The 26,559-nt window shown below is 70.3% G+C and carries 22 protein-coding genes and 2 pseudogenes; 14 read left to right on the top strand and 10 right to left on the bottom strand.

From position 1 onward, the window contains the following. The 7 genes from ABD323_RS16510 to ABD323_RS16540 all read left to right on the top strand — a co-directional run. The coding region (locus ABD323_RS16510; protein ID WP_344442357.1) for an ABC transporter permease at nt 1–757 on the top strand (757 nt) is incomplete at its 5' end. Further along, on the top strand, nt 745–1,587 hold the full coding sequence (locus ABD323_RS16515) for an ABC transporter permease (protein ID WP_344442358.1): 843 nt from the start codon (nt 745–747) through the stop codon (nt 1,585–1,587). The genes ABD323_RS16510 and ABD323_RS16515, both read left to right, overlap by 13 nt. 36 nt (nt 1,588–1,623) lie before the next feature. After that, complete coding sequence (locus ABD323_RS16520) at nt 1,624–2,724, top strand: ABC transporter ATP-binding protein (protein WP_344442359.1); 1,101 nt, start codon at nt 1,624–1,626, stop codon at nt 2,722–2,724. Then, a complete protein-coding gene (locus ABD323_RS16525; RefSeq protein ID WP_344442360.1) occupies nt 2,721–3,410 on the top strand; it encodes an HAD family hydrolase in 690 nt (229 codons plus the stop codon). Before ABD323_RS16520 ends, ABD323_RS16525 begins: the two co-directional genes overlap by 4 nt. A gap of 5 nt (nt 3,411–3,415) precedes the next feature. Then, complete coding sequence (locus tag ABD323_RS16530; protein ID WP_344442361.1) at nt 3,416–3,736, top strand: DMT family transporter; 321 nt, start codon at nt 3,416–3,418, stop codon at nt 3,734–3,736. Between the two features lie 181 nt (nt 3,737–3,917). Next, entirely contained in the window at nt 3,918–5,480 is a 1,563-nt protein-coding gene (locus tag ABD323_RS16535; protein ID WP_344442362.1) for an MFS transporter, read from the top strand. Nucleotides 5,481–5,493: 13 nt separating this feature from the next. Then, entirely contained in the window at nt 5,494–5,739 is a 246-nt protein-coding gene (locus ABD323_RS16540) for a hypothetical protein (RefSeq protein ID WP_344442363.1), read from the top strand. Nucleotides 5,740–5,741: 2 nt separating this feature from the next. Here ABD323_RS16540 and ABD323_RS16545 read toward each other — a convergent pair whose 3' ends face one another. After that, a complete protein-coding gene (locus ABD323_RS16545; RefSeq protein WP_344442364.1) occupies nt 5,742–6,752 on the bottom strand; it encodes a protein kinase family protein in 1,011 nt (336 codons plus the stop codon). A 365-nt stretch (nt 6,753–7,117) separates the two neighbouring features. Between ABD323_RS16545 and ABD323_RS16550 the strand changes: the two genes are divergently transcribed. Continuing rightward, complete coding sequence (locus tag ABD323_RS16550; RefSeq protein WP_344442365.1) at nt 7,118–7,606, top strand: hypothetical protein; 489 nt, start codon at nt 7,118–7,120, stop codon at nt 7,604–7,606. 130 nt (nt 7,607–7,736) lie between these two features. Here the strand turns inward: ABD323_RS16550 and ABD323_RS16555 are convergent, their stop codons facing one another. From ABD323_RS16555 to ABD323_RS16565, 3 genes are all read right to left on the bottom strand, one after another. Beyond that, nucleotides 7,737–9,020, bottom strand: a complete 1,284-nt coding sequence (locus ABD323_RS16555) for a hypothetical protein (protein WP_344442366.1) — start codon at nt 9,018–9,020, stop codon at nt 7,737–7,739. A gap of 162 nt (nt 9,021–9,182) precedes the next feature. Beyond that, entirely contained in the window at nt 9,183–10,466 is a 1,284-nt protein-coding gene (locus ABD323_RS16560; RefSeq protein WP_344442368.1) for an LPXTG cell wall anchor domain-containing protein, read from the bottom strand. A gap of 158 nt (nt 10,467–10,624) precedes the next feature. Beyond that, the gene (locus ABD323_RS16565; RefSeq protein WP_344442369.1) at nt 10,625–10,951 is read right to left on the bottom strand and encodes a hypothetical protein; all 327 of its coding nucleotides are present in this window, start codon (nt 10,949–10,951) and stop codon (nt 10,625–10,627) included. 350 nt (nt 10,952–11,301) lie between these two features. Between ABD323_RS16565 and ABD323_RS16570 the strand changes: the two genes are divergently transcribed. Further along, complete coding sequence (locus ABD323_RS16570) at nt 11,302–12,462, top strand: glycosyltransferase 87 family protein (RefSeq protein ID WP_344442398.1); 1,161 nt, start codon at nt 11,302–11,304, stop codon at nt 12,460–12,462. Here the strand turns inward: ABD323_RS16570 and ABD323_RS16575 are convergent. Together ABD323_RS16575 and ABD323_RS16580 are read right to left on the bottom strand one after the other, a co-directional pair. Further along, nucleotides 12,444–12,506 (bottom strand): annotated as a pseudogene (locus ABD323_RS16575) (DUF397 domain-containing protein); the annotation flags it as partial. The gene ABD323_RS16570 and the pseudogene ABD323_RS16575 overlap by 19 nt on opposite strands. Before the next feature lie 10 nt (nt 12,507–12,516). Continuing rightward, the gene (locus ABD323_RS16580) at nt 12,517–13,593 is read right to left on the bottom strand and encodes a Scr1 family TA system antitoxin-like transcriptional regulator (protein WP_344442370.1); all 1,077 of its coding nucleotides are present in this window, start codon (nt 13,591–13,593) and stop codon (nt 12,517–12,519) included. 116 nt (nt 13,594–13,709) lie between these two features. Between ABD323_RS16580 and ABD323_RS16585 the strand changes: the two genes are divergently transcribed. From ABD323_RS16585 to ABD323_RS16595, 3 genes are read left to right on the top strand one after another with little or no spacing between them, the layout of a single operon-like run. Next, nucleotides 13,710–13,967, top strand: a complete 258-nt coding sequence (locus ABD323_RS16585) for a hypothetical protein (protein ID WP_344442372.1) — start codon at nt 13,710–13,712, stop codon at nt 13,965–13,967. Then, nucleotides 13,948–14,268: a hypothetical protein gene (locus ABD323_RS16590; protein ID WP_344442373.1), complete on the top strand. Its 321-nt coding sequence runs from the start codon at nt 13,948–13,950 to the stop codon at nt 14,266–14,268. Before ABD323_RS16585 ends, ABD323_RS16590 begins: the two co-directional genes overlap by 20 nt. After that, nucleotides 14,265–14,441 (top strand): hypothetical protein, encoded by a 177-nt coding sequence (locus ABD323_RS16595; RefSeq protein WP_344442374.1) that lies wholly within the window; start codon nt 14,265–14,267, stop codon nt 14,439–14,441. The genes ABD323_RS16590 and ABD323_RS16595 overlap by 4 nt, the downstream gene beginning before the upstream one ends. Nucleotides 14,442–14,446: 5 nt before the next feature. Here the strand turns inward: ABD323_RS16595 and ABD323_RS16600 are convergent, their stop codons facing one another. Next, on the bottom strand, nt 14,447–14,608 hold the full coding sequence (locus ABD323_RS16600; protein WP_344442376.1) for a hypothetical protein: 162 nt from the start codon (nt 14,606–14,608) through the stop codon (nt 14,447–14,449). A gap of 574 nt (nt 14,609–15,182) precedes the next feature. Here ABD323_RS16600 and ABD323_RS16605 point away from each other — a divergent pair. Beyond that, on the top strand, nt 15,183–16,262 hold the full coding sequence (locus tag ABD323_RS16605) for an NsdA family TPR-like regulatory protein (RefSeq protein WP_344442377.1): 1,080 nt from the start codon (nt 15,183–15,185) through the stop codon (nt 16,260–16,262). A gap of 523 nt (nt 16,263–16,785) precedes the next feature. Here the strand turns inward: ABD323_RS16605 and ABD323_RS16610 are convergent. Next, on the bottom strand, nt 16,786–17,166 hold the full coding sequence (locus tag ABD323_RS16610; protein WP_344442378.1) for a winged helix-turn-helix domain-containing protein: 381 nt from the start codon (nt 17,164–17,166) through the stop codon (nt 16,786–16,788). Between the two features lie 543 nt (nt 17,167–17,709). On the opposite strand from ABD323_RS16610, the pseudogene ABD323_RS16615 reads away from it, so the two are divergent. Continuing rightward, nucleotides 17,710–18,564, top strand: a pseudogene (locus tag ABD323_RS16615) (tyrosine-type recombinase/integrase); the annotation flags it as partial. Between the two features lie 227 nt (nt 18,565–18,791). Here ABD323_RS16615 and ABD323_RS46025 read toward each other — a convergent pair. Beyond that, nucleotides 18,792–19,145 carry a DUF6086 family protein gene (locus ABD323_RS46025; protein WP_425556027.1) on the bottom strand — a complete coding sequence of 118 codons (354 nt, stop codon included), beginning with the start codon at nt 19,143–19,145 and terminating at the stop codon, nt 18,792–18,794. Next, nucleotides 19,142–26,359: an RHS repeat-associated core domain-containing protein gene (locus ABD323_RS16620; protein ID WP_344442380.1), complete on the bottom strand. Its 7,218-nt coding sequence runs from the start codon at nt 26,357–26,359 to the stop codon at nt 19,142–19,144. Before ABD323_RS16620 ends, ABD323_RS46025 begins: the two co-directional genes overlap by 4 nt. Nucleotides 26,360–26,559: the final 200 nt, after the last annotated feature.

Genomic DNA, 26,559 nt, shown 5'->3' on the forward strand with positions numbered 1-26,559 from the left:
CGGCGCCTTCACCACCTCCACCGACGCCCCCGGCGGCGGTGGCACCTTCACCACCGACAACCTCACCAACTCCCTCCAGGGCGCCTACTGGACGGCCCTGTGGGGCAGCGTGAAGCTGTCCGCGCTGACCGCCCTGGTCGGCACGGTCATCGGCCTGCCGCTCGCCCAGGCGGTGGCCACCTCGCGGTTCCGCGTCCTGCGCGAGGCGGTCCTGTCCGGCTCCGGCGTGCTGGCCAACTTCGGCGGCGTGCCGCTGGCCTTCATGTTCGTCGCCACGCTCGGCAACGCCGGTGAGGTCACCAAGCAGTTCCACCTCACCAGCCACGGCTGGAGCCTGTACACCTTCAGCGGCCTGACGGTGGTGTACCTCTACTTCCTCATCCCGCTGATGATCCTCACCGTCACCCCGGCCCTGGAGGGTCTGCGGGTGCAGTGGCGTGAGGCGGCCGCCAACAACGGCGCCACCCTCGTCCAGTACTGGCGGCACGTCGCGCTGCCGATCCTGCTGCCCTCGCTGCTCGGCGGCTACGTGCTGCTGTTCGGCTCCGCGTTCGCCGCGTACGCCACCGCGGCCGCCATGGTGGGCAGTTCGGTCCCGCTGATCAGCATGCAGATCGCCGACGCGCTCTCCGGCAACGTGCTGGTCGGGCAGGGCAACCTCGCCCTCGCCCTGGGTCTGGACATGATCGTGGTCGCCTGCCTGGTCATGGCGATCTACCTCCCCCTGCAGCGCCGGAGTGCCAAGTGGCTGAGCTGAAGCGTCGATCCCCCGTGGCCAACGTCCGGTTCGGACGCGGCGCGATCCTGCTGCTGGGCACGGTCTACTTCGCGGTGCCGCTGGCCGCCTCGGTGTACTTCAGCATCGACAGCCCGCACGGCCTGGACTTCCACGCCTACACCGCGCTGCTCCAGGCGCCGGGCTTCCTGACCAGCCTCCAGCTCAGCATGGAGCTGGCGCTGGTGACCGTGGCGGCGCTGCTGCTCCTGCTGGTGCCGGCGATGATCGCGGTCAAGCTCGGTGCGCCCAGGCTCGCCCCGGTCGTCGAGGTGGTCTGCTCGCTGCCGCTGGTGGTCCCGGTGGTGGCGCTCACCACCGGCATCATCGGCGTGCTGCGCTGGGGACCGGACTACCTGCACGACACGCCGTTCTTCCAGACCATCGTGGCCATCCAGGACCCGGACTTCCCGGTCGTGCTGGTGATCGCCTACGTGCTGATGGCGCTGCCCTTCGCCTACCGGGCGATCGACGGCGGCCTGCGCGGCGTGGACGTCAAGACCCTGGTCGAGGCGGCCCGCAGCTGCGGCGCGAGCTGGCCGCGCGCGGTCCTGTCGGTCGTCGTGCCCAACCTGCGCACCGCGCTGCTGAACGCCTCGGTCATCACCGTCGCGCTGGTCCTCGGCGAATTCACCACCGCCTCGATCCTCGGCTTCGCGCCGTTCTCGGTGTGGATCAACTCCAACGGCAAGAGTGACGGACAGATGTCGGTCGCGGTCTCGATCCTGAGCCTGCTGATCGTCTGGATCGTCCTGCTCCTGATGTCCGCCGTGGGCCGCGAGCGGCACAGCCGCACCGCCGCCAGGTCCTGATCCCCCACCGCTTTTCCTCCAGGAGTTCTCACCGCCATGACCATCTCCCCGATCTCCGCCCCGCCCGCCGGGGTCGCCCCGCGCCCCGGTAGCGCCACCGTCGAGTTCCGCTCGCTGCGCCGCGCGTTCGGCTCGACGGTGGCCCTCGACGGGCTCGACCTGACGGTCCACCCGGGCGAGCTGCTCGCCCTGCTCGGCCCGTCGGGCTGCGGCAAGACCACCGCGCTGCGGATCCTGGCCGGCTTCGAGACGCACGACTCGGGCGACGTGCTGGTGGACGGCGAGGACGTCACCAGGATCCCCGCGCACAAGCGTGACGCGGGCATGGTCTTCCAGTCCTACAGCCTCTTCCCGCACCTGAGCGCGCTGGACAACGTCTCCTTCGGCCTCAAGATGCGCCGGGTCGGCAAGGAGAGCCGCCGCAGGAAGGCCATGGAGCTGCTGGAGCTGGTCGGCCTGCCGCAGCGCGCCGAGCACTACCCGCACCAGATGTCCGGCGGCCAGCAGCAGCGCATCGCGCTGGCCCGCGCGCTGGCCCTGCAGCCGCGGGTGCTGCTGCTCGACGAGCCGCTCTCCGCGCTGGACGCCAAGGTGCGGCTCAACCTGCGCGAGGAGATCCGCCGCCTGCAGCAGGACCTCGGCATCACCACCCTGTTCGTGACCCACGACCAGGAGGAGGCGCTGTCGATGGCCGACCGCGTCGCGGTGCTGCGCGCCGGGCGGCTCGAGCAGTGCGCCACCCCCTCCGAGCTCTACGCGCGCCCGGCCACCGCCTTCGTCGCGGAGTTCGTCGGCACCATGAGCCGGATCCCGGCCACCCGCTCGGGTGACGGCGTCGAGGTGCTCGGCCGCCGGCACGCCGTGGACGGCACCGTGCCGGCCACCGGCGAGATCGAGGTGCTGGTGCGCCCGGAGAACGTCGGCCTGGTGCCGTCCGCGGGCGGCCCGGCGGTGGTCGTGGGCGCCAGCTTCCTGGGCGCCGTGACCCGGCTGACCGTCAAGCTCCCCGACGCCACCCTCGTCAAGGTCGACCTGCCCACCGAGCAGGCCGCCCGACTGCCGATCGGCGGCGGCGCGCAGCTCACCCTCCCGGACCGCCCGGTCCTGGTGGACGTCCGCGCCGGCTCCGGGCAGTGACCGCCCCGATGGTCCCCGGCTCCCTGCTCCCCGCCGCCGTGCTCTTCGACATGGACGGCACCCTGGTCGACACCGAGCACCTGTGGTGGGAGGCGACCGCCGAGGTCGCCGCCGGCTTCGGGCGCACGCTCGACGACGCGGACGTCCCCGAGGTGCTCGGCCACGCGGTCGAGCACACCGCCGCCCACCTGCACCGCACCTCGCCGCGGACACCGGGCGAGGCGGCGCTGGCCGCGCGGCTGAGCGCCGCCTTCACCGCCCGGGTGCGCGAGCAGGTCGTCCCGCGCCCCGGCGCGCTGGACCTGCTCACCGCCCTGCGCGCGGCCGCCGTGCCCACCGCCCTGGTCTCCGCCTCGCCGCGCGCGGTGGTCGACCTGGTGCTGCGCACCCTGGGCACCGAGTGGTTCACCGTGACGGTGGCCGCCGAGGACACCGAGCACACCAAGCCCGAGCCGGACCCGTACCTCGCCGCCGCGGCCCACCTGGGCCTGGACCCGGCGGACTGCGTGGCCGTCGAGGACACCCCCACCGGCGTCGCCTCCGCGCAGGCGGCCGGCTGCGCGGTGCTGGCGGTGCCCTCCTCGGACGCCGCGATCCCCGCCGGCGCGCGGACAACGTTGCTGGCCAGCCTGCTGCAGGCCGACGTACCCCTGCTCGCGGCCCTCGCGGCGCGGAACGCAGAATAGGCGCCATGCCCTACCTTCTGCTCACGTTCGCCATCCTCAGCGAGGTCTGCGCCACCAGCTGTCTCAAGCTGACCGACGGCTTCAGCCGGCTGTGGCCGAGCATGGGGGTCGGGGTCGGTTACGTGCTCTCCTTCCTGCTGCTCGGCCAGGCCCTGAAGCAGATACCGGTCTCGGTCGCGTACGCGGTCTGGTCCGGCGCGGGGACGGCGGCGGTCGCCGCGATCGGCGTGGCCGCCTTCGGCGAGCAGCTGGGCAAACCGCAGCTGGCCGGGATCGCGCTGATCATCGTGGGCGTGGTGCTGCTCAACCTGCGCGCCTCGCACTGACGCCCGGTCACGAGGGGGTGTCCGCTTCGGCGGACACCCCCTTCGTCGTGCCACCATCAGTGCTGGCGCCGGACGCCCGGCACCTGACGCCCGGCACGTGACGCCTGTCGCGCCACCCGCACCGCCGTACCGCTGCTCCGCCGCACCGCACCTGTCGCACCGTCAGCCCCAGGAGAGAAGCATGTCCGTCGCCACCGGAACGGATGGCCGACCGAAATACCTCGTCCTCGCCGCGATGATCTTCGCCGTCGCGATGACCTTCATCGACCAGACCATCGTGTCCATCGCCGTGCCGCAGATCCAGAGCGAGCTCGGCCTGAGCAACACCGGCATCCAGTGGGCGGTGAACGCCTACCTGATCGCGCTGGCCGCCCTCTTCGCCTTCGGCGGCCGGCTCGCGGACACCGTGGGCCACCTGAAGATGGTGGTGCTGGGCGTGGTGATCTTCGCGGGCGCCTCCGCGCTCTGCGGCCTCACCCCCAAGGGCGGCCTGGCCGAGGCCTGGCTGGTCACCTTCCGCGCCCTCCAGGGAGCCGGCGGCGCGATCATGTTCCCGGCGGCACTGGCGATCGTCGTGCAGACCTTCGCCCTGCGCGAGCGCGGCAAGGCGCTGGCGATGTTCTTCGGCATCGCGGGCGGCCTGACCGCGGTCGGCCCGGTCCTGGGCGGCTACCTCACCCAGTGGACCTGGCGGGCCATCTTCTGGGTCAACATCCCGGTGGCGCTGATCGCCCTGGTGCTGATCGCCCTCTCGCGCCCGCGGACCGAGCACCGCCCCGCGCCGATGGACTACCGCGGCCTGGTGCTGATCGCCTCCGGCGTGGGCCTGAGCGTCTTCGGCTTCCAGCAGGCGCCCATCTGGGGCTGGAGCAACCCCGCGATCGGCCTGTGCATCGCGGCGGGCGTGCTGATCCTGGTGGCCTTCTACTTCGTCGAGCAGCGCACCGCCTCCCCGCTGATCCAGGTCTCGATCTTCCGGATCCGGGCCTTCTCGGTGCAGAACCTGGTGCTCGGCATCTCGATGCTGGTCTTCGTGCCGATCTTCTTCTTCGCCAGCGAGTACGCCCAGGTCGCCCTCGGCAAGAGCGCCTCGCAGGCCGGCCTCTACCTGCTCTACTTCTTCCTCGGCTTCGTCGTCGCCGCGCAGATCGGCGGCCGGATGCTGGACCGCGACGGCGCCAAGCGCCCGGTGGTCATCGGCTGCGTGCTGTCCGCGGTCGGCTTCGCCCTGTGGGCCGGCCAGGTGACCAAGCTCGACTTCAACAGCCAGCAGTGGTACGTCGTCATGGCCGGCGCCGGGATGGGCTTCATGCTCGGCACCGCCAGCACCGACGCGGTCAACCGCGCCTCCCGGCTCTCCTACGGCGAGGCCACCGGCATCACCCAGACCGTGCGCAACTACGCGGCCAGCCTGGGCCTGGCGATCCTCGGCACCACCTTCGTCGCCGAACTCAGCCGCCGGGCCACCGACTCGCTGGTCGCCCAGGGGATGCCGCGCCCGCAGGCCGAGGCGCAGGCCAAGGCCATCTCCCAGGCCCACGGCGGCAGCGGGGGCGTCAGCGCGATCCCGCAGTTCATCCGCCTCGACTTCGCCTACGCCACGCGCACCGTGCTGTACGCGATGGCCGCCGTGATGGCGGTGGCGGCCGTGGTGGCCTTCGTCGGCCTCCAGGCCGGGCGCCAGGAGGCCCCCGAGGAGGAGACCGCCGACGCCGAGGCCGGCCAGCCCTCCGACGCCGCCTGACCGACCTCCCACAGTGCCGTCCCGGCGGATCCCTCCGCCCGCCGGGGCGGCACTGTGCTGCCTGCTCAAGAAGGAGGGCCTCACCATCTCGGCCTACCAGGAGAAGGGCGCAGACGGCACCGTCGACGCGGAGGTCCGCGCCAACCACCCCAGCGACTACAACCTCGCCGCCAACTCTGCCGGCGACGGCGACGAGATGACCCTCAGCGCCACCAGCCCCTGCCTCCAGCCGCCCGGCAGCCCCACCGCTGCGCCCTGAGCTCAGCCGTCGAGCAGGCCGCTCGCCACCCCGATCCGGCGGATCCGCTCCACCGGGTACGGGGTGCGGCGGCTCTCCTTCTGCAGGGCGCGGTAGAAGTCGGCCATCACGTCGGCGATCGGGGTGTAGCGCGCGATGATCTCGGTGGCGGCGGGCGGCAGCGGGTGGGTGTGGGCGGCCCTGGCCAGCCAGTGGGTGAAGTGGGTGACCGTGTAGCAGCGGTCGTAGGTCGCATGCGTGCGGTGGAAGGCCGACTCGGCGGGCGTCAGCGCGAAGCGGTTCGATATCGCCAGGCCGAAGTCGGTGAAGTACAGCCGCTCGCCGTCGGTCATCACGTTCTCGAAGTGGCCGTCGAAGTGCAGCAGCCCGCGCGCGTTCATGAAGGCCGTGGTGGCGGCCAGTTCGCGTTCCACCAGCGCGCAGGCCCCCTCGGCCGCCGCGCCGCCCTCGGCCAGCCGTTCCGTCAGCCACCGGTCCAGGTTCTGCGGGACGTACTCCTGGAAGAGCAGCACGCTCGCCTCGGCCCCCGCCAGCGCGGTGAGCCGGGCACGGACCGCCGGCGAGCCCTCCCAGTAGGCCACCGTGCGCTCCACATCCGCGAGTTCGTCCGGCAGGCCGCTGCCGACCGCCGGCAGGACGCGCCAGTGGTGGAGCAGCGTGAAGCCGTCGTGCGCACCGGCGAGCACCCAGCCGGTGGCCCAGGTGTGCGCGGCGACCTCGCGCCAACTGCCGAAGCCCGGGCTGCCGATGCCGTAGTGGCAGAAGGTCGGCAGGCCGAAGAGGTTGGCCGTCGACCGCAGGTGTTCGGGCCGTTGCTCCAGCGCGGTGAGTGGTAGCCGCTTCACGAAGACCGGCACGCCGTCGACGTCCAGCAGCGCGCCGGTGCCGCCGATCCCGGCACCGGTCGCCGGCGCCGCCGCCACCAGCTGCGCCAACTCGCGGTCGCCGAGCTGCGCGAGGGTGCCGCAGACGTGCCGGTGGGCGGTCAACCGCTCGGCCCGCGACGACACCATGGCCTGCTCCCCCTCGCGCCCGACCATCGGACCCCCACGAACGAACAGTACTGAGCGGGCCGCCGCTTGGGCAGATCCGACGGCGTGATCACACCGCACCCGCGGCGCGCCGTCCACGAGGTGCCGGGCGACCCGGCGGCCACGGCCGCCGGGCCCAGAACGCCGGTCGGTCGACCTCGCAATTAATTCGACAGAACTTCCACATTTCGCCGGCCAAACGAAGAATATCAGGACAAAATTCCATATGGCGCACTACATGGCAATCTTTGCACGAATTGTATTTCATGACCCTGTGATAGCCTGCGACTACTCATTCGCGATATCGCCACGGAACGGCGATATCGCCACTGGCATTGGGGGAGAGAATGCTCGGAAGCAAAACACTCAAGGCCGTCCTCCTGGTCGCGGCCCTGCCGGCCATGACCATCGGAATCACCGGTTCCGCCACTGCGGACGCGTCGGTCACCTGGCGAAACGGCGCGGCGAACGGTTCCCAGGAGCAGGGCCGCTACCTCTACGGCCAGGCCGGCGGCGGGGACGTGGGCCTCTACGACGGCGGCGGCTGGCGGGACGTACTGAACACCGACGGCAGCTGGAACGAGATCGACACCTTCGGCCGATGCCTGACGGGCTACGGCCAGCACGCCTACACGGAGAACTGCAACTCCGGCAAGGACGCCACCAACTGGTACGAGCGGTGGCGCGAGATCCCCGCGAACGGCGGTGGGTGGAAGCTCCAGAATGTCATGAGCGGTTACTTCCTGGACTGGGCCGGCGATCAGAACAACACCGGCCCCGGCTCGGTCTACGTGAACCCGACCGACTGGAACAACCAGAACCAGCGCTGGTACTGATCCCGGCACTCCGCTGGTGGCCGGGCTGGGCCGGATGGACTCCCGGTCGGTGAGCACCCGGCCACGAAAAGTCGGCCGGAGCGACCCCCCCCCCCCCCCCGCCCCACCTCGGTACCTCAGGGCGTCAGCGTCAGCCGCGCGCCGCCCGGCGACGCGCGAGGACCACGATGCCCACGCCCGCGGCCAGCACCACCGCACCCGCGACGCCGTACCCGACCGTGTCACCGGCACCGGTCGACGCCAACTGCTGACCGGCGGCCGGCGTGGCGCTGCGGCTCGCCGACGCGGACGGCGCGGCGGGCGTCGCCGACCGCGAGGCTGCCCCGGCCGCCGTGGACGCGCCGGCCGAAACAGTCGCGGAGGTGGGCCCCGCGGCGGGCGCCGAAGCACTCGCCGAGGCGCTGCCCGACGTCACGGCGGCGGGCTTCACCGTGAAGGTCCCGACGGCGGAATGCGCGCTGCTGTAGGCATCGCTGTGCAGCGCCACCCGGGCCTCCTTCAGGTCGGCCGCCGCCTTGAAGGTCATCTTCACCGTGGTTTCGCCGGGCTGCACGGAGCAGGACACCAACCACTCGCCCTCCCCGCCCCGCCGGTGCTGCCATTCCTGGCTGACGTTCTCGCACTGCGCCCCGTTGTCATAGGCCAGGTCGACCAGGTCGAGGCCGTACGGCAGGCGCAGCCGATCCGGGTTCGGCGTCGGGTCCCACGGCTGGCCGCCCACCGTGCCGTCGGTCGTGATCGTCCAGCCCGTCTGACTGTTGCTCTGCAACTTGACGCTCTGCACCGCGCTCTGCCCGGCGGTGAAGTCGGTCAGCTGGTAGGTGGCCGTGTTCTGCGGGGTCCAGCCCTTCGGTAGGACCTGGTACACGGTGCTGTTGCTCTGGAAGGCCTTGCCGGCCTTCTGGTCGGCTTCGACCTGCGCGAGCGTCAGGTCCGCGTGCGGGACCAGGGTCTGCGAGAGGTCGAACTGCGTGCCGTCCACCACGCTCGCGCCGACGGTGACGGTCCCGTCGGTCCACCCAGACATGGGGGGCGAGCTGTCCGGGCTCGCCAGGGCCGCCCGGGTCACGTCGCACATGAAGGCAGCGGCCTCGGCCGGTGCCGTTCCCGGCACCGCCGGCGTGCAGTTGCTCCCCTTGAAGCTCAGCGAGACGCCGGTGGGCAGCGACGCGGTGGTGCTGCCGTGCGGTTTCACGGTGACCAGGACGTTGGCGTCGACCTTGCCCCCACCCGGGGCCTGCACCCAGATTCCGAACGTCGCCGACCCGCCGGTGAGCACGGAGGACTGGCTCAACCAGTCAGTGAGCTTCAGCGAGCCGAGGTCGTCGGCGGAGGCGGCCGAGCCGGCGGCCAGCTGCAGGGCGCAGAGACCGAGCGCCGCGAGAGCGACTGCCGACGAACGAACGAGTTTCACGAAGCCGTCCTGCTTCTGGTGCGGCGGCCCTCTGGGGCCGCGTCAGCCCGAAGGGCCGTCCCCCCGGAGCGGGGTCACCCTATCGAGTGCTGTGCACACGTTCGACCCCGGGTCCGCAGGGAACCCGGGGTCGAACGGAGGCGTCCCGGAGACCGGGTGGCGTCAGCCGCGCACGGCCCGGCGGCGCGCGACCAGCACGATGCCGACACCGGCGGCCAGCACGGCCGCACCGGCGATGCCGTAACCGACCGTGTTGCCGGCACCGGTGGAGGCGAGCTGCTGACCGGCGGCGGGCGTGGCACTGCGGCTCGCCGACGCGGACGGCGTGGCCGGCTTGCCGCTGGCTGCCTTGGACGGCGTGGCCGAGGCGGTCGCCGGGGCCGAAGCGCCGGCCGGCGCGACGGCGGCGGCCTTCACCGCGAAGGTGCCGGTCGCGTCACTGAACGGGCGGCTGAACGGGTCCTTGGCGTACACGTTGTAGCCGCTGTGCAGCTTCACCTGGGTGTCCTTCAGGGCGGCGTCCGCCTTGAAGGACAGCTTCAGCGTGGTGTCGCCGGGCACCAGCAGGCAGTGCGCGATCCACGGGTCCTCGACCGACTGCTCGTGCTGCGCGGTGACCGGGAGCGCCTGGCAGGTGGCTCCGTTGTCCGCCTCCGCGCTCACCAGGTCCAGGCCTGCCGGCAGCGGGATCTGGCCCTTCGACGTGGGGGTCCAGCTGGCACCGCCCACCGTGCCCTCGGCCGTGATGAGCACGTCCGGGTGGTCGGCGGCGTGCACCTTGACGGTCTGCACCACGCTCTGGCCGGCGGTGAAGTCGGCCAGCTGGAAGGTGCTCTTGCCCTGCGAGGCGCGGTCCTTGGACTCGACCTCGATGACGTGGGTGACGTTCTTGAAGGTCTTGCCGGCCTTCTGGTCCGCCTCGACCTGCGCGAGCGTCAGGTCCGCGTGCGGGACCAGGGTCTGCGTCACGTCGAACAGCGTGCTGTCCACCGCGCTCGCGCCGAGCTGGACCGTCAGGGTGTTGTGCCCCGGCGAACCGTTCGCGCCCTGCGGGCTCGGCGGCATGGTCGCGGTGGCCTTGGTCATGTCGCAGATGAAGGCGGCGGACTGGGCGGCGGCCGTGCCGGGCACCGCCGGCGTGCAGTTGGTGCCGTCGAGGGCCAGCGAGACGCCGGTGGGCAGCGCGGGGGCGGCGGCGCCGTGCGGCTTCACCGTGACCAGGATGTTGGCCTGGGTCGTGGCGCTGGCCGGGCCGCCCACGTAGAGCCCCAGGCCCATCGAGTCACCCGGGGCGACCACGGAGGTCTGGTGCCCGGTGTTGTAACCCCACTCATTGAGGGTCAGCGAGTCGAAGTCGTCGGCGAACGCGGCCGAGCCGGCGGCCAACTGCAGCGAGGTGAGACCGAGCGCGGCAAGGGCGAGCGCCGACGAACGAGCGAGTTTCACGAGCTGTCCTGCTTCTTCTGCGGCGGCCCTGTGGGACCGCGTCAGCCCGAAGGGCTGTCCCCCCGGAGCGGGGTCACCCTATCGGGCGCTGCGCACACGTTCGACCCCGGGTTCGCACTGGGCCGGGGTCGAACGATGCGCGGTCACGACGGGCTGGCTCAGGTGTAGTTGATCCAGCCGTTGGTGACGGTGGTGCCGGGCGGACAGTAGAGGTACACGTCCATGAACCCGCTGTACGGGCCAGAGCTGTTGGTCGCGCCACTGGAGCACTGGACGACCAGTGTCCAGGTGTGCGCGGTCACCGGCGAGCACTGCGCGTGCAGGAACTGCTGGTTGCCGGCGGTGCCGATGTAGACGTTGGCGCAGTTCACCGGTGTTCCGGCGGCCGGTACGGCCGGTGCCGCCTGGGCGGCCGGCGCCCCGATCACGGCCACCGCCGCGAACGCGGCCCCGGTCACCAGACCGGCGAGTACACGCTTACCCATCGAAATCTGCCTCCCCTCGCATGGACGAACCACGGACGGTTCAGGGACCGGTTGTGCAGGTCCCGGGGAGACCCTGACACCCTGTGGTGGATGTGTCCATGACGCGCGCTATGCCACTGGCACGTTCCGGCCAGCGCGCCCGCACCGGCCCGGCCGGGCCTGCCGCGTATGCTTCGGAAGGCCTTGCGTGGTGGGCGCGGGGTGACGGGGCGTGTGGCAGCCTGCGGCGGTCCGCGGCGGCGTGAGCGGAACGGGGACCGCGGGTGAGGCGATGGGTGCTGCGGCACGCGGCATGGCTGCTGGGTCTCTCGCTGCTGGTCCATCTGGTGCTCACCCTGACGGCGACCGACATGTTCGACCTGCGGGTCTACTACCGGGCCGCCCCGCACGTGCTGAGCGGCAGCCTGTACGACTTCCAGCTGGTGCGCGCCGACCCGGGCGCCCTGCCGCTGCCCTTCACCTACCCCCCGTTCGCGGCGCTGCTCTTCCTGCCACTGGCCGCGCTCCCCTGGTGGGCCGCCGCCGGAATCTGGCACCTGCTCTCGCTGCTCTCGCTCGTCCTGCTCATCCGGGGCGCCGCCCGGATGCTCCCCGAGGGCACCGCCCGTCCCACCCGTGACCAGCTGACTCTCTGGACGGCGGGCGCGCTCTGGCTCGAACCGGTCCGTCACACCTTCAACCTCGGGCAGATCAGCCTGATCCTCGGGGCCGTGGTGCTCACCGCCGTCGGCCACCGCCGGCCGGTGGTGGCGGGGCTGGGCGTCGGGCTGGCGGCGGGTATCAAGCTGACGCCGGCCGCCTGCGGGCTCTACTTCCTGGCCGCGCGCAAGTGGGCGGCGGCCGCGTGGTCGGCGGCGGCCTTCGCCGCGACGGTGGGACTGGCGTGGCTGCTGGCGCCGGCGGACTCGGCGCAGTTCTGGTTCCACGCGCTGCGCGACACCGGACGGATCGGACACCTCGAATCCCCGGAGAACCAGTCGCTGCGCGGCGCGCTCACCCGCTTCGTCGGCCACGACATAGGGTTCGCGGCGCCCTGGTGGATCGCGGCGGCCCTGGTGACGGTGGCCGCCGGTCTCGCACTGCGCACCGCTGCCCGGCGCGGCGACACACTCGCCATGGTGATCACCGCCCAGCTGCTCGGGCTGCTGCTCTGCCCGATCTCCTGGAGCCACCACTGGGTCTGGATCCTGCCCACGCTGATCTGGCTGGTGCACGGACCCCTGGCCCGCGCGGCGTGGTGCCGGGTGGCGGCGGCGGCCTGGCTGGTCGCCACCGCCACCTGGGCGGTCCCGCTCACCGGCGTGGTGACCAACCTCAACCCGGCCGCCACCGCCCGCACCCCCTGGTACCTGCTCGGCCCCAGTTGGATCTACCCGCTCTGCGCGCTGCTCACCTTCGCGGCCATCGCCCTCGGGCGCGGGGACGGCGAGTCGGCTCAGAGCGCGTCGGCGGCGACGGCCCTGGCGAACCCCGACCAGGCGGCCGTGGTGAAGGTCAGCGCGGGACCCTGACGGTCCTTGCTGTCACGGACAGGGACGACGGCGTCGAGGTTCAGCGCCCCGCCGTCACGAGGTGGCGCCGAACTCGCCGTCGGTGACGGCCTGCGTGAAGGCGGACCAGGCGGAGGCGGTGAAGGTCAGCGCGGGGCCCTGGCGGTCCTTGCTGTCGCGGACGGGGACGACGGCGTCGAGGTTCAGCGCCACCTCAACGCAGTTCCCACCGTCGCCCTCGCTGTAGCTACTGGTCTGCCAGTCCGCCTTACGGTGCGAGTACACGACTGGCTTCGACTGCTGAGTGATGGTCACGTTGCAGAGCCCTCTCATGACGTGGCGAATCAGGCGGGCAGAGTCCGGAGCGGACAATGCTTCCGCCCGGAGCCGATCATAGAACCGGGAGTAGCCTGCGAGGGCCTCCGGATCGCTGATCAGATGCCCTCGGCTCATGCTTTCCGAGTAGCCCCAGTGCTCGCCGCCCGGCAGGGTCAACAGAGTCATACTGCCGCTCCTGCCAGTACGCTCCCCCAACTCGAACTGGGCGACCTGGATAACGATGTTGGGGTATCGCTCCCCGACCACAAGCAGGCGCTCAAGCTGCTCACGCATCACCGCCCTGCCTCCGACATGGCTCCGGATGCTCGCCTCGTCAAGGATCGCCACAATCTGCGGCCCGCCAGCCGCCAGGAAGCGCTTCTGCCGACTCATCCGGGCCGCAACGCTGTTCGCGATCTCCTGATCACTCGCATCAGGTCGCACGAATCGGAACAACGCCCTCGCATAGGCCGGAGTCTGCAACAGGCCCCAGACCCGCCTGGCGTCGTACCCCCTCGCCACCTCCGCCTTGGCCTCCAGACTCGCGTACAGCTTGAACCAGTCCGGGTGCACCACCTCCCGCTGCCAGTCCACGTCCTTCCACGCCCGCAGCAGCGCCCCCTCCGCCTTCAGCAGCAGGTCCAGCCGCTCGACGTACTCGAGCCGCGGCGCCCGCTCGGCGGCCTCGAAGCGCGACAACAGCGAAGCGTCGCAGTGCATTTCACGGGCCAGCGCGGCCGCCTTCCAGCCCGCCCGTTCGCGCCAGTCGCGCAGCAGCCAGCCCCAGGCCTCCGGCGTCAGCGGAGGGTGCTCGTTCGAACGCCGTGACGCCATGTCCCCACCTGTCCTTCGAGGATCCGTGACAGATACCCACTGTCACGGGGATGGATCTCCCCAACGTACTACCGGCTGCCGATGCTTGGTGGCAGACAGCGACGAAAGGACCGGTGGTGGAGAAGCACAGGGAGAGCTCAAGGCTCACCGTGATCACGAAGCAGGCGCGCGAGGAGGCCGCGAGCGCCCTCGAACGGCTGACCGCCGCGCTGACGGCCGCCGGGCTCGTGCTCCCCTCGGCCGGGCTCGACTCCTCGTCACCGTTCACCGGCATGGTCCTGGTCGACTTCGGGCGGGCCCGCCCGGACGTGGTGGTCGAACTCGCCGACCTCCTCACCGATGGACTGAACGCCCGTGCCCAACATCAGCTTTGAGTCGCCCGACGAGCGGTTCGTCCGCGAGCAGCGAGCCGCCGCGATGCGGACCGTCACGGCCATGGTGGACGCGCTGGCCCTGGCCGGACTGCCCCCACTGGTCTCGCTGGCGGCCGCCCGCGTCACCTGGACACCCCACGGCGTCCACATCGAACTCGGCGGGTGCGGCGTCCGCACCCTCCAGGCGATCGCCGACCACATCTCCGAGCACGCGCACTGCACGGGCCGCGTCATCCCAGGGCACACGCTGCCCTCTGGGCTGGCCGAACTGCCCGGTGTGCGAAAGGAACTGAGCACGTGAGCCGCATGACCCTCGGCGTCTACCGCGTCACCCCCACCGGCCGGCGGATCGACCTGGTCCCGGTACGAGAAGTCAGACCCGCCAACTTCTGGGAGATCAACGCCGCCCTGATCTGGCCCCAGTGCGTCTGCGCCCGCTGCGGCCCGGCCCCCACCGCCCGCCGCCACCAGTGACCCCCTCAGCCGGCGATCCCCGCCAGGTAGTCCCCCAGCTCGATCGCGTAGTTCCCCGAGACGACGGATTCGGCGCGCGGCCCCAGCTCGACGATGAAGAATAGCCCTTGGGCTCGGACGAGGGGCTCTGGCCATCGGGGTCTATTGAGGAAGTCATCGTGCTTCATGCAGGTCACCGGGCCTGGTGCGAGCAGCCCTCGGAGTGCTCCCGCAGGTCATCACGGTGATCGCCGCAGGGAGATCGTCCGTCAACGGACCACTCGGTCACCGCCCGCCGCCATAAACATCATTACATCGCCACGGCAAGCGAGTTGATCGCCCACACGCTCGCCCGGATCCGCGCCCACCGGCACCTTACGATCGCCCGACCACCCCGCCAGGCCCGAACCGCCCGCCACCGCCTCAAATTCAGTAGCGGCGTCAAAAACTTCGCCGCTGGCCTCCGCCGCAACGCACGCGACGCCCGTCGACCCCTCGCACTCCTCGGCCTCGCGTGATCACAAAACGGACACCTGCAGACTATGCCGAAGCCCTGCAGCGGCCCCGGCGAAGCAAACTCCGTTGGGGCCACTGTCGCCGCTGATGGGTCAATGCGTGTGAAATGCGGACCCGCCCGGCCCGCAGACGCGCAACTGGGCGGCAAGCTGCCGCCCAGCACTGCTTCGGCGGGCACGATCACATTCAGCGCCCCGCCAACTCCACAGCCCTGCTCCTGGGCGCGTTCCTCCGACGCGAAACGACGTGTCCCGCTGGGAGATCGGCACTCGGTCCCCGCGCGAGTGGCTGCCCTTCCTCGCGCTGGTGCTGGAGGTGCCGCGCGAGCTGCTGGAAGCGGCGAAGGCGGTCCAGCCCCCCGAGTCCGCGCCGCGTGTGCTGACCGTGGCCGACTTCCTGCCCGAGGGCGACCCGCTGTCCCTGCTGAGCGCCCGTACGGGCCGTCGGATCGGGGCTGGGCAGGTGGCCGACCTGGCTCAGCAGGTCCACGGCCTGCGGCTGGCCGATGACGTGGTGTACGGCAAGGACCTGATCGGCCCCGCCCTGCGGGATCTGCGGGCGGCGGTGAAGCTCTACCGGGAGGGCACCCACACCGAGGAGGTGGGAAGCGAACTGCTTCGGGTCATCGGTGAGTTGTCTCAGATCGCCGGGTGGGTGGCCTCCGACGCGGGCGAGCATGCCGAGGCCGAGCGGATCTACCGGCTCGGCATGAGTGCGGCCCGTGCGGCGGGGGACGGGGTGCTGTCGGGGAACGTCGCGGGCTCGCTGGCCTACCAGTGGAGCAACACCGGACGGGCAACCGACGCGGTGCACCTGGCCCGCGCGGCCCTGGACAGCGCCGGGCCGGACGCCCCGCCCAAGGCTCGCGCGCTCTACCTGGACCGCGTGGCCTGGGCCCACACCCGCGCAGGGCAGGACCGCCCGGCGATGACCGCCCTCGGGGAAGCGGGCGAAGCGCTGGCCCAGGACTCGGCCGGCACCGAATCGCCGTCGTACCTGTACTGGATGGACGCCGGGGAACTCCAGGTCATGGAGGCCCGCGTCTACACCGAGCTGCACCGGCCGCTTCGCGTCGTACCGCTGCTGACGGACGTCCTGGGCCGTTACGACGCAAGTCACGCGAGGGAGTTGGCGCTGTATCTGTCCTGGCTGGCCGTGGCCTACGCCGACGCGAACGAGCCCGAGGCCGCAGCCGGGACCGCTGGCCGGATGCTCGCCCTGGGGCAGAGCGGCAGCGAACGCACCACCGAGCGCGCACGGATCGTGCTGAACCGGTTGCGAGCGTTCCGTGACGTTCCCGAAGTCACCGAGCTGCTGGCGTCCTGATCGTGATCGCACGGGGGTCGAGTTCGGACTGCTGCTTGCGGGAGTCTCGGCACTCGGCGGGCTTGCGCACGCTCTGGTCGCTCGGCACAAGAGCGGTCGGCGGGGAGCCTGCGCTGCGGAGCCGAGGCGGCGTCGGACATCGCCCACGGCGGGCCCGGCGGCGGGAGAGGGAGGGTCGGACCCCTGGCCGACCCTATGCCCGCGATCGGACCGTAGGACGGTCGCAGGCGACAACTTGCTCCGCAAGGCGCAAGGAGTCCTTACCCCACAACTTGCTCCGACCCTGGGCGGTGCTGGGGTAAGCAGCGCTTACCCCACAACTTGCTCCCATCGGGCACCAGTCGAGCCCCGCTCACGACCCGACGGACCGCTGACCGCCTACACCCGTGAAGACCTCGGGGCCGGTCCGACCCTGGGTCGGTCGGCGACGCCGGGCCGGTCCCAGCGGGCGGGACCCGCCTTGAACCTCGTAGAGAAAATCTGGACGCACGGCTCCAGCCCCTGTCGTCCAGCGGCCGACGGGTCAGCAACCTCGCTCGGTGTCGCCCGCTTCGAGGGCTTCGACGCGGGCACGCAGGGCGGTGAGCTGTTCGAGCGTCTCGGCCAGTGCCAGCTCCAGCGCCTCGACGCGCGCCGCCGTCCCGCCGACGGGCGTGTTCCCGGCCTCCCCGTCACCTGAGTCACCGTCAGCGTCGGGGTGGGCGACGAAGGCTCCCTTGCCGGGGCGGGAGATCGCGTAGCCGTCCTGCTTCAGCAGGGCCATGGCCTTCTGCACGGACAGGCTGGAGGCCCCGTACTCCGCCATCAACACGGTCTGTGTCGGCAGCGCGTCCCCGGGCTTCAGCTCCCCGGAGCGGATCCGTTCCCGCAGGGCCCCGGCGATGACCTCGAACGTCAGCAGCACCGTGCCGCCCGCCGGTCTACGTCCCCGCCGCCCCACCGTCACCGCAGGTCACCCCGCCTTCTCTGCGCCTCTACCACCGAAATCCGGCCCGCCCAAAACGGAAGACCGGGGCCACAGTACTCGCGTCCCCACCGGCCACCGAAACAGATGAGGAGGGATGCACTTGAATGCGCGCTTGAAGCGATGCTACCTTCACGCACCGCTGGTGAACACCACCGCTGACCAGGCCAGACGTCCCCGGCCCACCATCCGCGCCCGCCGTCACGCGCACCGTGCCCACGTGCGCCGATCACCCGGGTCGCCCCTCAATCGCCTTTCCCCTTCTCCCGACTCCTGCCGGAGGTCTGTCCCCATGCCCGTGCAGCTCCAACTCCCCACGCCTGCGACCACCTCCACTCCCGCCAGCGCGGCGTTCGCCGCACCGGCGCTCACCAGCAGCGCCGACACGTCCGCAAACAGGAACTCGGCGCTGGAACGCCGGGCGCGGCTGACTGCCAGGCTGGCAAAGCTCGCTGCCGCCGGATACCTCGCACCCTTGGCACCGCCCGCGACCAGCCGCAGTGCTGCGCCATCGGAACGTGCTGCTCCAAGCGGCTGTCCCCGCTGACGCTGGCCTACGTGCACTCCGTGCTCAAGTCCGCTTTGGAGCACGCCGTCCGGGAGGAGGAGATCCCGCGCAACGTCGCCCGCAACGTCCGCATGGGCACACCCCGCCCCCGCCGCTTCGAACCCCTCACCGCCCAGGAAGCCCGCGCGTTCCTCTCTGCCACCCACGGCCACCGGCTGCACGCACTGTTCGAACTCGCCCTGCGCACCGGGCTCCGCAAGGGCGAACTCCTCGGCCTGCGCTGGGAAGACCTCGACCTGGCCGGCGGAACCGCCAGCATCCGCCGCACCCTCCAGCGCACCAACTCCGGCGGCCTGACCGCCCTCCCAACCAAGACCCAGAGCTCCGAACGGCGGATCGCCCTGCCGACGCCGTGCGTGCGCTCACTCGGACAGCACCGCGACCGGCAGCGCCAGGAGCGCGAAGCAGCAGGTTCGGGCTGGAAAGGCAGCGGCTACGTCTTCACCCGGCCGGACGGCTCCCCGATCGAGGGGGCCACCCTCACCCGGCATTTCAACACCCTGCTCCGCCGGGCCACGCTCCGCCGCATCCGCTTCCACGACCTCCGGCATTCGGCGGCCACGCTCCTCCTGGAACAAGGCGTCGAGCTCGTCGTCATCAAGGAACTCCTCGGCCACGCCCACATCGGCGTCACCGCCACCGTCTACGCCCACGTCCGGCTCCGCCTCCAGCGCGACGCCATCGACCTCCTCGGCAACGCCCTCCGCGCCCCGGCCACCCGGCCCGACGACGGCGACGAACCGCCGCTTTGTGCAGCACCCGTCCGCTGACGTTGCCGTCAACTACTGCCGTCAAGACGGCGAAATCCCCCGCCGGAACCTATTCCGACGGGGGATTTCACTATTTCACCTCAACTCAAGAGGCTTGGCGAGCAAGGGCTGGCAAGTCGCTTGTCAGAATCATCAGAAAACGACCTAGCAATTCCTCTATCGACTCATATTACGCGCCAGCCATCGGCCTATCACTCGATCACATCGAGTGATAGGCCGATTATTGCCTACATCGAGCGTGCGAAACTTTCCACTTCGCCCAGAAGGGATGCTTCCCTCTCGGATTTCGGAGCAATCGCAACCCCCGCTCGCCCCAATATTACGAGAGATGCGAGTAGCACGCCTCGCATTAGGCCATGCTGAACTGGGTGCCGCGTCGAGCCGTAGCAGTCGAGCAAGCCCTCAACGAACTGTCGAAATGCCTGGACGTCTACGGCGCACGTATCATCATCCGACGGCGTCAAGCCAGTCGGGCGCTGGACCAGCTCTGACGCACTCTCCGCGAAGGCCAGGTACCACTTTCCGATGCGGAGAGAGGGATCCCACACGGTCTCGCCGGCAACCTCGAAATAATAGCTCATTGAGCAAACTCCAGCCTGATATCCACGCCAGGATTCGCCTGCCTCAGATTGTCGATGTGTGATTCAAGCGCAGATCGGAAGCGAGGATCGATTGAGGGATTAGTCAGCCGGAAACCGATGGGAGCATTTTCATATCCAGGCATGTACTGGCGAGCCTCGATATACTTCTTCAGCTTCCCGTCAATCTGCTTCGAAATCCAGCCGTCATCGCCATACAGTGCACTCTTCTCTTCCCAGAGCACGCCCCCGCCGACGTGATCAATATCAGTGATCCTATTTCCAGTCTCTGGATGATACACGTCGTAATCCCGCTCACCCTCAAGCAGCCCACAGCCCGGTCCAGTGTTATGCACAAGAACCGGCGTAGTACCGGCCAGTACATAGTACGTGTGAAGGCTGTCCACGGTCAGGTTGTAGGTGACGATGCGGCTCGTGTAGTTGCGCACGTTGGCCACGGACGCTGACTGACCGTTGAGGGTTGTGAGGTGGTCTCCGGCGTGAAGATCTGCGGCGTTGGTCCACTGTTTGGTGGTGTCGTCCCAGTAGGGGTGGTGCTGGGTCGACGTCAGGCTCTGATCGCCATGGTCCGTGTGAATGACTAGGTCGGTGAAGTCCGTGTCGGTGAGGGTCTTGATGACCGCGGTGATCTTCTCGGGACGCGTCGTGCCCGAGACTGGGTCTGTGGCCTGAACGCCATCCCCGACCTTTGCGCTGCCAATCTGCTCGGTCTTGCCGTCTGCCAGAGCGATTTCCGTCTCGGCGGGGAAGCTGTTGGTCTCGCAAGCATCTTCGGCCGCGCCCTTGATGGCCTTCCAGATGCGGCCTACCGCCGAGTTTTCGATCGCCTTCCCGATCTTCGTTGCAGCGAGCCCCTTGCCTCCCTTCCCTCCACCGTGCTTGAAGTCCATCACGGCAAGGCCGCCGATGATGCTCTGCAATGCACTGGAGCCCTCGTTGCTGTCGGCCTCGCCGATCGCCGACTGCAACGTGCTTGCAAGGATTCCCTGGTTCATGACTTCCCAGGACTCCTTGGACTGAGTGGGCGGAACGCCAGTGACGGAGTCGTCGTAGCCGTCGATCCGGCCGCCATTGTCCCTCTCGACGTCCGCATAGAAATGCTGACGCAGCGAAGAAAGGTTCTTCGTGTTGTTCGGGACCACCACGCCCGGGTAGATCTCGGTGAATCCCTCGGTCGTCGTCGGGTCCGGCAAAGAGGCATCGAGTTCGGCGCGGCTGACTTGACCGCCCACGTCGGGGCGGGAGTTGGACATCAGCCCCGAGGGGTCACTCTGGTTGACCGGACTGTTGCTCGCGTAGGCGTAGCCGTTCCACTGCTGGGGGTCGGCGCTGTCGAGAAGTGAGTCGACATTGAGGAAACGGCCCGATGTCGGCTGATACTCACGGGCGCCGAGGTTGGTCAGCCCTGTCGACAGGTCCTGCGTACCGCCGACGAAGCCCTTGTCACCGGACCAGGTGCTCGGCTGCGAGCCACGCGGAGCGCCGAACGGGTCCACTGGGCGCCGCGACTCGACCAACGAGGTGGCATCGATGGAGAGTGTGTTGGTGCCGTGCGGGTCGGCGAACTGGTAGGTGGAGGTGCCGCCCTGGCGGACCAGGGTGATGCCGTTGGGGATCGCGTAGGAGCGCACGCCCGAGGTGGTCTGCGCCGTGGTGTCGTAGACCAGCTCGTCGCTGCCCAGGGTGATGGTGGTCTTGCCCGGGTCGTGCCGCACCAGCTGGTTACCGTCGGCGTCGTAGACGTAGGAGGTGGTGCCGGCGCCGCTAGGGGTGATCGAGTCGAGGCGGTTCTCGACGTTCCAGTTGAGTGAGGTGGTGCCCGAGGTGTCGGTCACCGCGGTGGTGTTGCCCGCCGCGTCGTACTGCGAGGTGGCCACGCCGGTGGAGCCGGGCGCCGTGGTGGTGGCGGTGAGCAGGCCGTGCGGGCCGCCGGTGCCGCCACCGGTGTTGGGCGCGCTGGTCGGGGTGTTGCGGGCGGTACCGAAGGTCTGGTTGACCGTCACGTCGTTGGCGGTGTTGCCGCCGGTGTCGTGCTTGATGAGCGACTTGCGGTTGCCCGTGAGGTCGTAGCCGTAGCTCTGCCAGTACGCGGCGGGGCCGCCGACGGTGGTCAGCGAGGGCGCGCTCGCGCCGCTGGTGGGCGTGGAGTTGGCGCAGTTGCCGAGGCCGCCGACCAGGTTGGTGCCGTTGGTGAGCTGGGTGAGCTTCCCGGTGTCCGACCAGGCGGTGGTGAGCCGGCCCAGGTAGTCGTAGCCGAAGCACTGCAGGTCGGTGTTGGCCGGGACGTTGTTCGGGATGTCGCGGACCGCGGTGATCTTGCCGGACTGGTTGTAGGTATAGGTGGTCTGCTGGACCGAGCCGGTGGTCGCGGTCTGCTTGTCGACGAAGCGCTGCAGGGTGCGGCCGGTGGACTCGTCGTAGGTCGTGGTGGAGATGATCTGGGTGCCCCACGGGTTGACGGTGGAGCGAATCGACCGGCCGTAGGCGTCGTAGTCCGAGGAGACGTCGTAGACCGCGCCGTTGTAGCCGGCAATCTGGTCCAGCAAGCCGAAGAGGTCGTGGTTGTAGCCGAGTGTCTCGCTCGCGATGTCACCGACCGCCGAGCGGTTGTCCTTGGACAGCGCACCGGTGATCGGGTCGTAGATCGCCTGGTAGGTGTAGGTGAACGGGGTGCTCTTGCCGATCTCGCTGCCGGGGATCGTGATGGTGGTCTTGGTCGGCCGGTAGCCCACGTCGTAGGTGGCCACCGCGGTGGTGTAGGCCGAGCCGGAGGTGCCACCGACGTACCGGGTGGAGCTGGCCGGCTGGCCGGGCAGCACGGTGTCGTAGGTGTGCGCGGTCAGCTGCTTGCTCGGGTCGGTGGTGGCGGTGCCGCTGAAGGAGCCGGTCTGGCGGCCGAGCAGGTCGTAGCTGTAGGAGACGCTCTGGCTGCGGGCGTCGGTGCTGGTGGCGAGTCGCCCGTCCTGGTCGTAGCTCTGGCTGCTGCTACCGGTGTCCGGGTCGAGCGCCGTGACCTGGTGGCCCTTCAGGTCGTAGCCGTAGCTCCAGGCGTTGCCGGCCGCGTCGGTGCGGGTGGCCGGCTTGCCGTCGGCGGTGTAGGCGTACGAGGTGACGTCGGCGTCGGTGGCGTTGCCGGTGGCCGTGGCGGTCCTGTACTGCCACAGCTGGGTGGTGCGACCACGGGCGTCGGTGACCGTCGTGGTCGCGGTGGTGCCCGCCGGCGGGTTGACGTCGGTGCGGTCGGCACCGGGGTAGGAGGTGGTGCTGCTCACCTGCACCACGCCGTACGCGATCGTCTGCGACTGGACTGCCCGGCCCTGGCCGTCGTAGGTGGTGATGGTCTGGTTGGGGATCTGGTTGGTAGGTGAGTTGTAGTACGTGCCGGTCGGGGCGCTGTCGCCGTTGTACCAGGTCGCGTTCGAGATGAACGCCCGGCCCTGCGAGTCGTACCGGGTGTCGGTGATCAACCGGCCGGCCTGGTAGGCCGAGGTGGCCGGGGTGTCCTGCTGCTGCACGGTGCGGGCCAAGCCGTCCAGGATCTGGACCGAGACCCGGTGGTTCTGGCCGTCCGCGAGCAGCGTCGAGGTGGTCTCCGAGGGCGGCACGACAGTGCCGTTGACCACGCCGGGGATCGAGTAGCTGTAGGTCTCGTTGGCCGGCTGGCCGGTGGTGCGGCCCGGCGCCCAGACCGCGACCAGGCGCCCGAGCTGGTCGTAGCTCTGGCTGATCACCCGCCCGTTGGGGTCGGTGGTGGTCAGCGGCAGGCTGCGCTGGACGTCCAGCACCGTGGTGGTCGAGCGGCCGGTGGCCGCGTCCGACGCGCCGGCCGGGGCCGGGGTGGTGGTGACCGTCTTGTTCGGCAGCTCACCGGGGCCGGCGGTGCCGTAGGAGGTGGTGATCACCGCGCCGTTCGGGTGCGCGCTGTCCGTCGCGTTCGGGTCGGTGACGGAGACGGTGCGGCCGTAGACGTCGTAGCCGGTGTTGCGGGTGACGGTGAACTGCGGGGTGCCGGAACCGTCGAAGTGGTCCAGCTGCAGGCTGGAGCCGGCCTCCTGTTTGGCGCCGAGCTGGCCCAGCGGCAGGCCGTCGTAGACGATCCGGGTCCAGCCGGTGGTGTTGGCGGCGGTCGGGGTGGCGGTGCAGGCGTTGGCGCCGCTGACCTTGACGGTCTCCGACGGCAGGCCGACGACCACCGGGTTGGGACCGGTCGCGTAGCTGGTCCGGGTGCAGATGTCGGGGGTGCCGTCGGCCGAGTCGAGCTCGGTCAGCATCCGGTTGCCGTGCGCCGGGTCGGTGGTGACGGTGGTGCTGCTGGTACGCCAGCCGGTGGTGGTGCGCTCCTTGGTCGCGGCGACGCCCGTGGTCGCGCCGTACCGGGCGACCAGGGCGGGCAGGCTGCCGCGGTTGTGGGTGGCGGTGGTGACCGCGCCGGCCGTGGTGGTCACCGTCGCGCTGTTGGGCTGGGCGTTCGGATCGGTGGTCGCCTGCGGGTAGGTGTCCACCTCCAGCGGCTTGCCGGAGAGCCAGTCGGCGTCGGTCACCGCGCCGCTGGTCGGGCCGGCCACCGAGGCCGAGCGGGCGCTGCCGTTCGACAGGATGTCCCCGTTCATTCCCTGGTAGTAGCTGGTGCTGTTCTGCGACTGCGGACCGTCGTCGGTGCCGGCGCCGCTGACCGCGGTGACGGTGGCGTACCCGCGGAACTGGTCCCAGGTGCGGTCCATGTCCTTCGTGGACGGCGAGTCGTTGCGGTGCCAGGCGGCATTGCCGTAGCTGTAGCTGGTCTGCTGGGAGAGCGAGCCCGGTGTGCCCGGGTTGACGGTGACGCTCTTCACCGGGTAGCGCAGGAACCAGTCGTTGACCGGCTGCGCGCCCTGCGACTGTCCGGCCGGGTGCCACTTGACGTTGTAGCAGGAGAGCGTGTCCTGGTCCGGTTGGAGGTTCTGGGTGTCGCTCGCGGCGCAGCGCGGGGTGCCGTAGTCAACCTGGATGTTGCCGCCGGTCTCGGTGGTGATGCCCTGGATCCGGGGACGGTTGTAGGTCGGACGGGCCGGGGTGATGCTTGCGTCGTAGACCCGGTTGCCGAGCAGTTCGCTGACGAAGCCGACCGGCGGCAGGGTGATGGCGTTGCCGCCGGCGCCCGCGTCCTGGCCGGTGCGCTGCACCGAGGCCAGCCACGGGACGGCGGTGTTCTCGGTGGAGTTGTTGGACTGGACGAAGGTGTGGTTCAGCACGTAGCTGTCCACCGGCTGCAGCTGGCCACCCACCTTCACCTGGGTGGTGATGGAGTTGAGCCACTTGGTGGTGAAGAAGCTGGGGCCGGCGTTGTTGCAGGTGCCGGTAGCCGGGCAGTACTGGTCGAGCGGCACGTCCGGCCAGTTGCCGGGGCTGACGGTCCACTGCGAGGGATCGCAGCCGCTGGGCGAGACGGTGCACCGCTCACCGGAGTTGAAGACCACCTGGGCGGCCGGCAGGTAGCTGCCGTTGTTGCTGAGCTGGTCGGTCAGCAGTTGGCCGTAGGAGATGGTGGAGAGCACGCCGGCCCGGGTGTAACTGACCGCCGTGCCGGTGCCGTTGCCGCTCTGGCCCCTGCCGAGCGAGTAGGTGTTGGCCTCCGGCGTGTAGCTGTAGCTGACCAGGTTGTCGTGCGGGTCGACGACGTAGTCCAGGTTCCAGCGCCAAGCGGTCTGGCACCAGGACGCCTTGGTCTTCGCCGCGTCGTAGCAGGGGTCGCCCGGGTTCGGTGAGAAGACCGGCTCGGTCCAGGCGGAGCCGGAGGCCGGGCCGGTGGTGGTCGGGTTGCCGTCGGTGCCGGGCAGGTGGTTGAGGCCGAAGTAGTAGACCGTGCCGTCGGTGGTGGTGACCTTCAGGTACGAGCCGTTGAAGGTGCCGTTGGTGGCGCCGGTGAGGAACTGGATCCTGGTGGCGTCGTCGTCCTTCAGGTGCCAGCTGCAGTTGGACTGCTCCTGGCTCCCGGGCGCGCCGGACTGGCAGCTGCCGTCGTCCGGCACCAGCTCGCCGGAGTGGCCGGCCAGCGACATGGTGAGGTTGGCGCCGCCCCAGCAGAGGTCGCCGGAGCCCTGGATGCCGTCGTCCTGGCAGGACTTGTAGGTGCGCTCGACGAAGCCGGGGTTGTAGTCCCAGCCGTCACCGATCCAGGAAGCCTGCGCGTTGGTGGAGGAGGTCTTGCCGTCCACCGAGGAGGAGTCGTAGGAGAGCGCGACGCCGGGGGCGGAGCCACCGAGCGAGGGCGGCGTGGAGATCGGGTACGAGTAGCTGAACGAGCCCGCGGAGCCGCCGGACGACCAGCCCTGGGACGGGTTGAGGCTGGTCGCGGAGTAGGAACCCAGGCCGCTGGTGGAGCCGCTCACGGCCGCGAGCACCATCGGTTGCGCGGCACTGGTGGCCGCCTGGGTCAACGCGCTCTGCACCGCGCCGGTCCGGGTCGTCGGGGTCGGCGCGGCGGTCGCGTCCTGCTGCGGCAGCGTCACGTCCGCGACCAGGCGGCCGGCGGTGGCGTCGTAGTGCGAGGGCACCGGGGTCTGCTGGCCGCAGCCCGGAGCCTGCGGGGTGGTCAGGGCGCAGGCGGGCAGCTCGACCAGGGTGGCGCGGGCGGCCCAGTCGCCGCCGTAGCCGGCTGCGGCCGGGTCCAAGCTGACCTGCACCGGGCGGGCCTGCCCGGCCTGCTGGCGGGTCAGCGAGATGACGGGCCCCGCGACGCCGGCTGTCTTCGCCGGAGTGACGGCAACCTTCAGCGGCTCGGCGGCGGCCGCGGCGGCCGGATCACCGGCCGGTGCGGCGAGTGGGGCTACCGAGACCGGCAGACCGGCAGCCGTGGCCTCCACGCCGGCAGCCGGCTGAGCACCGTTCTCGGCGGCGGCGTTCGGCCGGGCACCGGTGGAGTCGGCCGAGGGGGCCGGCGCCAGGGTGAGCTGGGCCGAGGACTGCGGCGCGGGGTTCTTCGCCTGGTTCGGGTGCCACTCAGGGGCGACCGGGAAGGCGGGCTTGGGCGCCGGCAGCGGCTTGGCGCCCGCGCCGTGCACGCCGGCCGTCCTCGGCAGCGCGGTGTTGGGCGGCGACCACTTTCGCGAGTAGTCGGGCTTGCCCGCGGCCAGCGCGAACGTCACCGGTGAGACCAGCGTAGTCAGCACCGCGAGCACGCACACCACGGCGACGCGGAGCCGCAGTCTGCGGACCACTTCGCGAGCACGCCGGACATAGAGACGTGAAGAGAACACCGCGACCCCCACTGATGCACGGTCAAACGCGCCACGAACAGACGAACAGCCGTCCACAAACGGAGCGCACTGTACAGGTGCCGCATCGTCAGGAGTCAATGAGAAAAGCGGAGTTCGTCGTGGTGACCAACGTCACTGTGATCACAGATCATCCACCCTGT

The sequence above is a fragment of the Kitasatospora nipponensis genome (genome assembly GCF_039528135.1).
GTDB classification, from domain to species: Bacteria; Actinomycetota; Actinomycetes; order Streptomycetales; family Streptomycetaceae; genus Kitasatospora; species Kitasatospora nipponensis.